The organism is Catenovulum sediminis (genome assembly GCF_007289895.1).
Classification (GTDB): domain Bacteria; phylum Pseudomonadota; class Gammaproteobacteria; order Enterobacterales; family Alteromonadaceae; genus Catenovulum; species Catenovulum sediminis.
In genome coordinates this window covers 146,564-159,283 of the sequence record NZ_CP041661.1, presented here as the reverse complement: position 1 = coordinate 159,283, position 12,720 = coordinate 146,564, and the positions used below count along the sequence as shown (strand labels likewise).

Sequence of the window (12,720 nt, the reverse complement as noted above, 5' to 3'; positions counted from 1 at the left end):
GAAGTGCTTTTGCAATTGTTACATTTGCCAATATTTTGTTACGTTTTAAACTTGTCGTTTTTTGGCAAGTAAATTTGCATGAGTAAACCACCGTTTGGTTTATTACTGGCTTTAATGCGTGCGGCAACGGACTCTAATTGGCGTTTTGCAAGCGCTAAACCTAATCCGAAGCTATTTGTATGAGCCATGCGGGCTTTGTCTACCCTGAAAAATGGCTGAAATATAGATTCCAGCATGTCCTCGGGTACACCAGGACCTTCATCGCCGATAGATAAAATAAATTCTTTAGGTTCTTCACTCAGGATAATTTCGACTGTTTTATTATTGGGCGTATATCTAAGTGCATTGCGCAGGATATTTTCGGTTGCCTGGCCTATCGCCCGGTGGTTTGATTGTTGAATAAGGGCACTATCGGGCAATTTGATGCGCATTTTATTTTGCGGAAATTCAAACTGAGCATCGTCGATAATTACATCTATTAAGTCTACCAGTTCCACGGTTTCCAGTTGAATGTCTGGGCGCTCATTTTCCAGCCAGGCAAGCGTTAATGTATCATCGACTAATTTGCGTATCTGTTTAGATTCACGCTCTACCCGTTCAAGATTTTGCAAGCAGTTGTGCTGGTCTTGCAAACTTTGCACAGCGATGTCTAGGCGGGTGAGTGGGGTACGCAGTTCGTGGGATAAGTCTGCTATTAATTGACGCTGACTATTGATTAAAGCACCAATGCGGTGTGCCATTTGATCAAATGTATTTGCCAGTTGCGATATTTCGTCATTGCGTTTGCCTATTGATTGATTTACCCGCACTGCAAAATGACCTTTGCTAAATTCCCGTGTGGCGCGTTCCAGCTTTTTTAACGGGTCCATGATGTGATGGTACAAAACCCACGAAAGCAAACTCAGCAGCAGCATCGGCAAAATAATTTTTAAAATAAAACGCGTTGTTTGCCAGTACGAACCGGGACGCATTCTCTTAGGTAATTTAATTAAAAAGCTTTTCTGGCCCTGTTCAAAGGGAATATCCATTACCGGGTTGTAGTTTAAGTACAAATGGATTTTCCAGTCGACGCTGCGTCCTAAAAAAAAGCGTTCAGTGTAAATGTCGTTTAACGGATCGCCTGCTATTTTGGTAAATTCATATTCAACAATCGAAACCCAGGTATTTTCTTGTTTTTTTAATGTTTCTAACCAATCATGTAACGCCGCTTTGTTGCCGGCATAGTATAATTTTTCTGCTTGCTGACCCCAATCATTGAGCTGTTGACGATCTTCCGGCGCCAGCATGCTCATATCTTCTTCTGTGTGCTGAGCCAGCATATTTATCGCATAAAAAAGTGCAACGACACCGGTAGCGATAATTAAACACAACTTCCAGAACAAGCGTTTATTCATATTAAACAATACCCTTTGCCGTGTACGGTTTCTAAACGTTCACCGGGCCAACCTGCGTTGTTTAATTTGCGCCGGACTCTGCTCAGGTGCATGTCTAAGCTTCTGTCATGCGCACCAAAGGTTTTGTGCAGCACTTTTTGGTAAAGGTAGGCTTTAGATAAAACTTCGCCTTTATGCTGCACCAGTTCTGCCAGTAACTTGAATTGGATTTGTGTCAGTTCTAAGGTTGTTGTATTAACAATGGCTGATTGTGTTTGTCTGTTGATAGTTAAACCATCAAAAATTAATTGATAACTTTCTGATTCTTGTTGATGTTGATGTTGATGAGTGCGTCTGAGTAAAGCCTCAATTCTTAACATTAACTCAGTGCGGTTGAATGGTTTAGATACGTAATCATCCGCGCCCTGACTTAACCCTGTTATCCGCGCTTGCTCTGCGCCCTTGGCGGACAACATAATCACCGGCACCTGACTTGTTTTACGCAGCATGCTTAATACAGAAAAACCATCACGTTTAGGCAGCATCACATCCAGCAAAACAAGATCAGGGTCTTGTGTGGTTGCATTGATCAAACCTTGTTCCCCATCAAAGCAGGTGTCAACTGCATACCCGGCATGGGAAAATAATTCAGACAATTGTTGGTTAAGCTGTTTATCGTCTTCGACGATTAAAATTCGAGGTAAAGTCAATGTATTGGGCTGCACAAGTTGTATCATTTTTAATAATGTAATTGAAAACAATTATCATTAACATTGTGCGGTAAGTCAACTATCCAGCATGCCAAGAAATCAGGCAAAAATATTAACTAACAGCTATGCTTATAAAATTATACATTAGCTATTCGAACAAATATGACATATAAAAAGCGGCTGGCTTTAATTTCTTCAGAACTGACCCGCAATAATAATGGACGAATATTCAGAAGCTTACAAAAATTAGCCAATCAAAAAGGGGTGGCTTTAATCGTTTATGAGGGCAGAACCTTGGGCGCTAAACAATATGCACAAGCGCAGCGAAATTTTGTCTATCAGTTTCCTCAAAAAGGCATGATAGACTTTTTGGTTGCAACCAGTGCTGCAGTTCCCCGAGCATACCCTAGAGATAAGTTTGAAGCTTTGTTTTTAGATAAGTTGGATTGCCCGACCGTAGTGTATTACAACGAAAGACCCGGTTGTCACTCAGTACAAATCGATAGTGCAAGTGCATCAGCCGAAATGGTGAAACATTTAATTGAAAAACACCAGTATTCACGTTTCGCTGTTTTAAAAGGACCGGAAACAGAACCTGAAGCGCAAAAGCGCGCGGCGGCAACGCTGAATACATTAGCTGCATATGGATTAGCAAAAAATACCTTAGTTGAACAAGCGGATTGGAGTGCAGATGGCGCTATTCGGTTTATCAAAAAAGTGATAGCAGAATCGCGGAACATTGAAGCTATTATTTTTCCCAATGACGAAACGGCAATTGCGGCATTGGATTATATTAACCATTTTGCGCAGGATAAAATTGGAAAATATGCCGTTGTCGGTTTTGACAATGCGCTTAATGCGCGTTTAATTAACCCGCAATTAACAACTGCAGAACACCCGCACGAGGCGATGGCTGAATATGTCGTTGATACTTTGTTAAACAACGCTGCAATGCCAAAATTTAAATTATTTCCTGCACCGATAAAGTATCGTCAATCCTGTGGTTGTAATAATCAATTTCAGCCCGCAGGGACGGACAATCGGTTATTTACGCAAGAATTTAATATATATGAAAACGTGCAAGCATTTGACTATCAGGATTATTTTGTCAAATTAACCACAGCGCTTGTGAATCGTGGCATTCGAGGCTGTTTCATTTCACTTTATCAAAATGAACCGTTTCAATTACAAGAAGATACTCAATTGCCACAAAACGCTAAGCTGGTGTACGCGTTTGATGCGGGAAAACGTGTTGCGATAGAGGAGGGGAATATTTTCCCGACCCGTGATTTGATACCCAAGACGTTATTTAAATTGGATGACTATGCTTGTTTAGTCGTCAACAATCTGTATTTTGCCGATCGGCATTTTGGTTTTGTGGTGTTTGATTTATCCGTCGGCCGAGTGCAGGATGCACAGGATATCTGTGCCAATATTGCCAGTACACTGAATACCGTACAGATATTTAATAACTTTGAAAATGCAGTGGATCGCAACCAGCATTTATTAAAACGATTGACGGAAAGAAACGAACAGCTTTCACATTACAATCAAACCCTTAAAGAGCTTTCCAATTTGGATGAGATGACTGGTTTGCTAAATCGTCGTGGATTACACGAATCATTCAATAACTTGCAAAAAGAATCAGGCTCCAACGAGTTTACTATTTTTTATGCAGATCTAGACGATCTTAAACAAATCAATGACAAATTGAGCCATGCTAAAGGGGATGAAGCAATTTGTTTAGCTGCTGAGTGTTTGACATCACTTTTTAGAAAATCAGACGTGATTGCACGCGTAGGGGGCGATGAATTCATAGTCTGTACAGCCATGAATCAAACACAAGCAAAACAGGTGGCAAATCGGCTTGAATCTCGCTTGTTCAAAATAAATCAGCAAGAAAAATTAGATTTTAAATTAGGTATTAGTATCGGTTTTTATACTTTTAAACAGCATAAGCTTGTAAATATTGAACATGCGATTACTGAAGCCGACAAAGCGCTTTACCTAGAAAAAAGAGCAAAAAAGTCACTCCCACCAACTGATTAACAATTAGTTTGGTTAAGCTGCAAAATCAGATCCAGTTAAGTTTGTTTTTCATCAATATGAACCTGCCAATATGAATGAGCAATTCTATAACAAATACCTCCCTTTTTGAAACTTATTGACTGAATATGACTAATGGTTGTTGACTGTGATTATTCTGGCCGTTACTATCTATTGTAAAAGAATTATTAAAACAAGACTTTCACCGTTAACAACAGTGTCAAGATAATAACATCAAGGGATATGATGGATGTTTGGATCGCTTAATATTCACCCTAATGAGGTGCTGAACATCCACATAATAAAAATCAAATTAGACATGTACAAACTTAACTAAAAAGTGGGAAATAAAGATGAAAGTAAGCCGTCGAGATATGTTCAAAATCGCAGGTATTGGGCTAGGAGCCGGAATGGCGGTCAAATCAGGGATCGCCTTTTCAGCGTCAAGTACACCTCAGCGAATTGCGAACTACAAAATTAAAAAACTTTACCACGGCGTAGCTTATTATCCCGAGCTTTGGCCGTTAGAAGATATAGATAGAGACATCGCCGAGATGAAAAAACTGGGTATCAATGTGGCCCGTATGGCTGAATTTGCATGGTCAACCATGGAGCCAGAAGAAGGATACATTAACTTAAGTTTATTCAAAATGGTAATGGATAAAATGCATACCGCGGGCATTGATGTTGTTTTATGTACGCCAACCGCAACGCCACCGATATGGCTTACACACGGTCATCCTGAGCGTCTGCACAAGAATGAAAATGGCGAGATAATGCACCATGGCGCACGCCAACATGCCAGTTACGAACACCCAGCCATTAAAAAAGCCTGTTTTAATATTATCAGAGCAATGGCGAAAGAGTTGGGTAAACATCCAGCTTTAATTGGCTGGCAGATCGATAACGAAATGAAAGCTCATGTGGCAGAAGATTTTAGCGATGCAGCGATTGTCAACTGGCATAAGTGGTTAAAAGCGAAATTCGGCACGATTGAAAAACTTAACGAAGCTTGGGGAACCCATATTTGGAGTCAACATTATCAGCGTTTTGAGCAGGTACCCGCACCTGTTAAAACCCCGTTTTTGCATAATGCTTCGTTAATCACCGCATATAAAATGTTTTGTCGGGAAAGTGTGGCCGATTTTATGAAGGAGCAAAGTGATATTTTGCACGAATATTCCGACTTACCCGTGACCCATAATGATAATCCAGCCTTTAATATTCACCACGAACGGTCCATGCGAGCGCAAGATTTTGCTTCATATGACGCTTATCCAAACGATAAACAATGGCCCGCTTTGGTTTACCGTTCTGATATGTATCGTTCTGCTATCCCGGGACGTCCGTTTTGGTTGATGGAAACCAGTGTATCTCACAACGGCTGGTTGGGTAATCATCAACCGCCGCATCCGCCTGAATTCTTGAAGGTAGAAGCATTATCTGTATATGCGTTAGGCGGGGAAGCTTTTTGTTATTGGCTATGGCGTCAGCAACGCAGTGGTGCAGAGCTTCCACACAGTGCGGTTATGAGTGCATGGTTTAAGCCTAGCATTGGTTATACAGAAGTTGAAAAAGTATCAAAAGCGCGACAGCAACTAGAACCATTTGTACTGGGCGGAAAAATGGTGGGCGCACAGGTCGCAATTACTTATTCTGATCATGCGCGGGCTATGATTGAAACAGAAGCTCTGGATAAACGTGAAAATTTCCCGAATCGTTACCGTGGTGTCATTGAAATGTGGCAAAAACACGTAATGGATTTGGGAATTCACCGCGACGTTCGATTTGAAAACGCAGAGCTAAGTGGCTTAAAAGTATTAATTACGCCTGCAATGCCCTATGTAAGCGAAATATTTATGGCTAGAGTGCTTAAATTTGTCAAAGAAGGTGGCACTTGGATTGCCGGGCCGGTTACGGGTACGCGTGGTAAAGAACACACAGTACCCACTACAGCAGGTTTGGGTTTGTTAGATGAATTTTCTGGCGTCGAAACGAAATTTGTTGTACCGCTGACTAAAACCGGTTCGAAAGGACGTGGCTTTAATATAGAAACAGAGCTCAGCGGGTGGTGTGCTGCGATGCAACCGAAAGCGGGTACCAAAACGATTGCGACGATTGAAAGTGGAGTCGCTGCAGGCCATGCATTTATCACTGAGCGTTCAATTGGTAAAGGTCGTGTCGTTGTATTAGGGGCACAGCCTCACGGTGAAAGTGCACAGCGATTTATCAACACGTTAATTACCTACTACGCAGATTTGTCTGGTGTTACCGAAAAATATAACGTGAGTTCAGGAACAATAGTTGCCCCCCGGCTCGATCATAATGGGCATAAATTATGGGTGGTGATTAATATGGACGGACAAGGTGGAAGGTTACAAATTCCAGCGGGCTCTAAAGATGCTATTAGCGGTAAAAAAATTACCAATACAGAGCTTCATATAGCGGCATATGACTGGCGCGTTGTTTATCCAGCAAATTTATAAAGATACGCGCAATAGATTAAATTTACAGAGAATGAAAAATGGAAAAAATTGCATTTGTTATGCAGCTAAATCAAGGTTGTGAAGATGAATATAAAAAGCGGCATGATGAAATATGGCCGGAATTAGCTGTCGAACTTAAACAAGCAGGTATTCACGATTATTCGATATATTTGCATCAGGAGAGTTTGCAACTCTTTGCAGTTCTATGGCGGAATAATCAACATACCATGGACAAATTACCCACCACTGAAGTGGTTAAAAAGTGGTGGGCGTACATGGCAGATATTATGCAAACCAATCCAGATAACAGCCCCACCGTTGTTGAACTTAATCAAGTGTTCCATTTAGATTAAGCTTTAGTTTTTCTGTTGTCGTGAGCTCTGGGCTACCACCGCGGTTACCAGAGCCGCAGCACGTCCAGATGGAATTATCGTATAAAATTGCGCCTGAGCCATGTCGTCCTTGCAGCATGTTAGGTAAAGTTCGCCATTGTTCAGACTTTATATTATATGCTTCCACCTCATTATGTGCGACGCCGGGCCGATCACTTTCTCCGCCCAATACAATCAGGTTTTCACCTACCACCAGAGTGGAGGTGCCAGCGCGACCGGTCGGCAGATTATTTTTAGCGGGTAAAGTACGCCAAGTTTTGCTTTTTATATCGTATACATCAACGGGCATCACTAACAGAGAAAATACTTGGTTGGTTACTTTAGAGGTTCTTCTGCCGCCCACTAAATAAATTTGTTCACCGATTAAACCTGCCTGAAAATGATCACGTGCTCTGGGCGCATCGGGTAGCTGTTGCCATTTTCCGCTTGTGAAGTTATAAACATCCAGCCAATTTACCCAACCGTCAATGTGTCCATTGGTAATGCCGGCCGCTAGATATAAATTGTCGCCTTTAATAATCACGCCCGCGCCGCCACGACGGCGATTTTCTGGAATAGACGGACCAATTTCCCATTTGTCTTGTTCAGGATAATAATAAATTAAATTACCAACCGGTTTTTCATCTGGGTAGCCACCCGTCATCGCACCGGCGATGATAATTTTATCTTGATAAATGCCTGCCTGAAAGTGATGGATTTGAAAAGGCGGTTTACTGCCTTTTTGCCAGTTGTTATTGACTGGATCATAAATACTGACGGCTCTCACACCCCGTCCACCTAATGCATAAAACTTATTTTTATACTGAATAAAGGTAGCTTCGTGGCGCGGCACGGGCTCAGCATTTGTTAAAACAGCTTGCCAGTTCTCGGCTGGTTGCAATTGTTGTTGGTTTTTTTGAGCAGGTTGATCAGGTTGATTCTGACATCCCATCAAACTTATCTGAGCCAGCAATAACAAGCAAAAAAATCTCATCTTCGTATTCCTATTGGATAAGTTAAAAAAATATATGCCATTAATTTGTCTTAAAGGTGATTTTAAACGCGTGCGCATAGTCAGTTGGTGCGTCAGCGGGTGGCTCTATTATTAATGCATCATCGGCTTGATGCCAGTTAATTTTTTCTGCGCTGCCCAACAGCTTGATTGATTGAATCTTTTTAACTTTGTAACGGGCTAAACTTTTAATCGAGATATTTTCAGTTGGCCATCCCAACACAAACGCGTATAGCGCACCCTCTTTAGTTGTAAATCGAATATCTTTGGCCGTGCTGTCGGGGTTTTGTTTTTCACTTAAATGGCCTTCCGTCACTTGCGTGGGTCCCTCTCCAAAGCGATGCCACGGGCGTGTACCATAAATGGCTTCACCATTTACTTTGAGCCATTCACCCATATTAAGTAATCGCTGTCGTACCGGTTGTAAAATACGACCATCTGCGGTAGGGGTGATATTTAACAGCACTCGACCGTTTTTGCTGACAACATCCACTAAAAAATCAATCAAACGATCAGTTGATTTATAATTTGGTGTATTGGTATGACTCCAAGAATCCCAATCAATTGAATCATCCGTCAACCATGGAAAGGGCTTAATATCACTCATACGTGCACGTTCTAAATCTAAAACGGCTGAGCCCGGCTGCAAATCTTCAAACTTATAGGTAACAACGACATCTTGCCGGCGCTCTGCTGCCTGATTATAATAATCAGCCAAAAATTTAAGCCTGTATTGCTCTGCAATAATGTCCATTTTATTATCAAAATAAACTAAATCAGGCTGGTATTTATCAACCACTTCTTGCACTTTAGCCAGCCATTCATCATTAAATTGTTTATCAGGCAATGGCTCTGTTTTTTGATTGGCCATGACAAATGTGCCTTTTGGTACATAAGGGCCATATAAATCGGCGTATTGCGGATCGGAAGCATCGGTATTCTTATCCCAGGTTGGGTACCAAACATACTTCCATTGATGGTGAAAAGTGGCAATAAACTTTAAACCTTGCTCGCGCAGAGCAACAGACATTTCACCCACAATATCTTTTTGGGGGCCCATGTCTTTAGCATTCCAGCGGGTTACCTCGCTGTCCCACATGGCAAATCCATCCGCATGTTCGCTGACCGGGCCTGCAAATTCAGCTCCAGAAGCAGCAATCAGCTGTGCCCATTCTTTCGCATCAAAATGCTCGCCGGTAAACTGTGGAATAAAATCTTTATAACCAAACTCAGATAAATCACCATAAGTCTCTTCATGGTGTTTACGTATAGGATGACCTTCGCGATACATCCATATCGAATACCACTCTGTTTTATGCGCAGGAACAGTATATGGACCCCAATGAAAATAAACGCCAAATTTAGCGTCTAAAAACCATTGAGGCGTTTGATGTTGTTTAACTGAAGGCCAATTGGGTTGGTATTCATTTGCATCGGCAAGACTTACTGCCAGCAGTGCAGGCAGTAAGTACAGGGTGGAAAGCTTAAACTTTGTATTTAACATGTGCTCGATAACCGTAAAACGCGATCATGACAAAACAAATGAGTGGTAATACAAAAGAAGTTTGTACGCTGGGCAAACCAGCAAATAATGAATCACCATCAATGAGTGAGCCTTGCAGCGGCGGCATAATTGCGCCCCCTACAATTGCCATCACTAAACCAGCTGACGCTAAACTGGCGTCTTCACCCATATCTTTAAGCGCGATACCGTAGATGGTTGGGAACATCAGTGACATACAGCCTGAAACCCCGACTAAACAATATAAGCCTGAATATCCGCCTAAGAAAATAGCGCCTGCAACTAATACACCGGCACCGGCTGCTAAAATCATTAATAGTTGGCCCGGACGAACGTAGGACAACAAGAAAGTACAAATAAATCGACCGGATAAGAAAATACCCATCGCAATCATATTATAGCTCTGCGCCTCTGCTGCCGTTAAACCGACAGAAGTCATGCCATAATGGATGATAAAGGTCCAACACATAATTTGTGCACCCACGTTAAACGCCTGTGCGAGTACGCCTTCTAGATAACGACCGTTTTTAAATAAACGTTTAAAGGTATCTTTTAAAATGGTGGGGGTTAACGGCTCTTGATCTGATTGTGTTTTAGGCATTTTGGTAAATAAAAACGCTAAAAAAACTAAAAATACAACACCGGCAATGGCAACATAAGGGCCTTTAACCGTTGCAAGATCTGCCGCTTGCATTGCTTGGTGCGCAACGGGTTCGTTGACGGCAAAATCGTTTAAAGCCTGAACTAATTTGCCATCGACTTCGGCAGGCAACATGTTTGCGTATTCAGGATGGTTTGCTTTTTCTTTGGCACGAAATGCTTCGACTTGTAACTCATTCAGAATATAAGTTGATGCCACCATCATCCCGGTTAATGAGCCAATTGGGTTAAAAGCCTGCGCAAGATTGAGGCGTTGAGTGGATGTATCAGGGTGGCCCATCGACAATACATAAGGATTAGCGGTTGTTTCAAGCAGGGCAAGTCCGCAGGTTAAAATCCATAAAGCGGCTAAAAAGAAGTTAAATTCCATATAGCTGCTGGCGGGAATAAATAAAAGCGCGCCTAACGCATATAGACTCAAGCCTAATAAAATACCGGATTTGTAATTATATTTGCGGATGAAGATTGCAGCCGGGATAGCCATAAAACCATAACCAAAATAAAACGCGAACTGAACCAGACTACTTTGCGCATTGGATATTAAAAAAATATCCTTAAAGGCCTTTACCAGTGGATTGGTAACATCATTGGCGAATCCCCATAATGGGAATAATAACCCAACAAGAACGAAAGACAGAAAATATTTCTTTTCAATTATTTTCGGTTTGTTAACAGTGGTGTTACTGGTTTCTTCTACCAAGCTGGTATCCACGCTTCTGCTTGTTTCCATAGTATTACCTGAAATTTATATATGAATAATTGTTTTTATGCTAAACCTAAACCGTTAGGTTGTAAATAAGGCGTTATAAAAAATAACCAAAATCGCTTGTTTCAGCAAGAAAATTATTTTTGTTAACAATTATTTGGTGTGCATGCAGCTGTATACGGTATTTAGAGTGAATTGTAGGGCGTGAAAGCGCAATTAAATCATGAGGTTAATTTATTTGGGTGGTGAATTTACAAAGTTGATCCGGTGCGCAGTGTTAATCGAATATCGAAATTTTCTAAAAATGCACTTAAATAGAGATGTGTGTTGCTAACTGAAAATTTTAAATTATATTTAAAAAATAAAATTCATGTGTTAATTTTGTCGTGCTGGGTGCTTTATAACAAAAGACAAACAATGCATTAATGAAAATAATCCTATTAGGTAGGTACAACTTTTATGAACCACACTTTTAATTTTAAATTTATTTTAATGAGCATGCTGTTATTTAACAGTGTCGCGCATAGTAATCCCTCTGACTTAGACAAACAGATTGAAACAATGAGTTTGCAAACAGAGCATTTAACCGCTGGGCAAAAAACGTTTGAATCGGTTTGTGCTGCTTGCCATAGCGCCGATTTAAGTGGCGCGATGGGTTTTAACTTGAAAGACGGTGAGTGGGTACATGGTGGTCAACCTTCAGATATATTCAAAAATATTCAAAATGGTTTTTCACAAGCGGGGATGCCGGCTTTTAAAAACATCTTGAACGAACAGCAAGTTAAACAAATCACAGCTTATATATTGTCTAAACGGGAAGGTTGGGACAATTTAACCTATAAAATCTATACGCTCGGTGGCGACAAGTCGCGCAGTTGGGCGCAGTTAGAAAACCATAGACCTGTTAAACAAGGTCCAGCGTTAAGAAATATGCCAGATTTTAGCATGCCAGAAAGCGAAGAATTTGCGATTGAATTTACAGGCGATTTTTATGCACCTCGCGAACAAGATACGGCGTTATACGTAAAAGCACCTCACGTACTCATTGACGTGTATATAGATGGCCAGCCCGTGAAAAAAGTGGGTAATCAATGGAGTGGCAGCTGGCCGCTTAAGCGTGGTAAACAACAGATGACATTCAGATTAATGACGCCGCCTAAACCTTTCCCGAAATACACCCGTACCAACGCGCCATTGATCGTCACTAATAAAGAAAACACCATAAAGTTATTTGCCGCTTCAAAAGTTGCAGAGCAGCAACTGGCCGGCACAGATTTTCCAATAAAAGCGGATAAATCCATTCAGGTGCAACGCAAGGTTGTGGTTGATTTACCTCCCTATACAGTTGCCGTTGGTTTGCTAGAAAAAGTTAATTATGGTTTTAACACCCGCAGCTGTGCAATAAGCGGTGTGTGGCTAGGAGATATGTTAAATATTGGACCCAATATTAAAGGCCGAGGACAAGACGGAAGCGTACCTTTAGGTAAGTGGTTATTTAACCGCAATGCGCAAATAATGCCAAAGAGCAAGCAGTGCGAGTTTATAAAATACAACCGACAGGCTGAAACCCGATTTGATTTTAAATTACAAAATGTCTATCTGTCGATGCAGGGGGTGGCAACAGACGGAAAAACCTTATCGCTGAACTATCAGGTGTTGGGTAATCCGAAAAACGTCAACGACCTGCAGTTTAAATTACCTGAAAACAAGGCAATGTCGATTTCGGTAACTGGTGGTCAAATTAAAAGCAGTCATAAGGGTAAAACCTTTGTCGTTAACCCAGCGCAAAACAAAAACTTTAGCATTCAAATAAAAGCGACCGGAGCAGAGTAAA

At 41.3% G+C, this 12,720-nt stretch carries 9 protein-coding genes; 4 read left to right on the top strand and 5 right to left on the bottom strand.

The genetic code is table 11. The annotated features are described in order from the left end of the window. Positions 1–38 precede the first annotated feature (38 nt). Together FNT16_RS18235 and FNT16_RS18230 are read right to left on the bottom strand one after the other, a co-directional pair. Positions 39–1,394: a histidine kinase sensor domain-containing protein gene (locus FNT16_RS18235; protein WP_143873227.1), complete on the bottom strand. Its 1,356-nt coding sequence runs from the start codon at positions 1,392–1,394 to the stop codon at positions 39–41. Further along, positions 1,391–2,110, bottom strand: coding sequence for a response regulator transcription factor (locus FNT16_RS18230; protein ID WP_143873225.1), 720 nt, complete (start codon positions 2,108–2,110; stop codon positions 1,391–1,393). Before FNT16_RS18230 ends, FNT16_RS18235 begins: the two co-directional genes overlap by 4 nt. A 135-nt stretch (positions 2,111–2,245) precedes the next feature. On the opposite strand from FNT16_RS18230, the gene FNT16_RS18225 reads away from it, so the two are divergent. From FNT16_RS18225 to rhaM, 3 genes are all read left to right on the top strand, one after another. Then, positions 2,246–4,132 carry a GGDEF domain-containing protein gene (locus tag FNT16_RS18225; protein ID WP_143873223.1) on the top strand — a complete coding sequence of 629 codons (1,887 nt, stop codon included), beginning with the start codon at positions 2,246–2,248 and terminating at the stop codon, positions 4,130–4,132. A 350-nt stretch (positions 4,133–4,482) separates the two neighbouring features. Further along, positions 4,483–6,615 carry a beta-galactosidase gene (locus FNT16_RS18220; RefSeq protein WP_143873221.1) on the top strand — a complete coding sequence of 711 codons (2,133 nt, stop codon included), beginning with the start codon at positions 4,483–4,485 and terminating at the stop codon, positions 6,613–6,615. A 38-nt stretch (positions 6,616–6,653) separates the two neighbouring features. Continuing rightward, positions 6,654–6,968, top strand: coding sequence for an L-rhamnose mutarotase (rhaM, locus tag FNT16_RS18215; protein WP_143873219.1), 315 nt, complete (start codon positions 6,654–6,656; stop codon positions 6,966–6,968). Here the strand turns inward: rhaM and FNT16_RS18210 are convergent. Genes FNT16_RS18210 through fucP form a run of 3 tightly spaced genes read right to left on the bottom strand, consistent with a single transcriptional unit; the run spans position 6,943 to position 10,910 of the window. Then, positions 6,943–7,980 (bottom strand): Kelch repeat-containing protein, encoded by a 1,038-nt coding sequence (locus FNT16_RS18210; protein WP_246072575.1) that lies wholly within the window; start codon positions 7,978–7,980, stop codon positions 6,943–6,945. The genes rhaM and FNT16_RS18210 overlap by 26 nt on opposite strands. A 40-nt stretch (positions 7,981–8,020) precedes the next feature. Next, a complete protein-coding gene (locus tag FNT16_RS18205; protein WP_143873217.1) occupies positions 8,021–9,502 on the bottom strand; it encodes an alpha-L-fucosidase in 1,482 nt (493 codons plus the stop codon). After that, positions 9,483–10,910: an L-fucose:H+ symporter permease gene (fucP, locus tag FNT16_RS18200; RefSeq protein ID WP_143873215.1), complete on the bottom strand. Its 1,428-nt coding sequence runs from the start codon at positions 10,908–10,910 to the stop codon at positions 9,483–9,485. Before fucP ends, FNT16_RS18205 begins: the two co-directional genes overlap by 20 nt. Before the next feature lie 435 nt (positions 10,911–11,345). Between fucP and FNT16_RS18195 the strand changes: the two genes are divergently transcribed. Next, positions 11,346–12,719 carry a c-type cytochrome gene (locus FNT16_RS18195; protein ID WP_143873213.1) on the top strand — a complete coding sequence of 458 codons (1,374 nt, stop codon included), beginning with the start codon at positions 11,346–11,348 and terminating at the stop codon, positions 12,717–12,719. Position 12,720 lies beyond the last annotated feature (1 nt).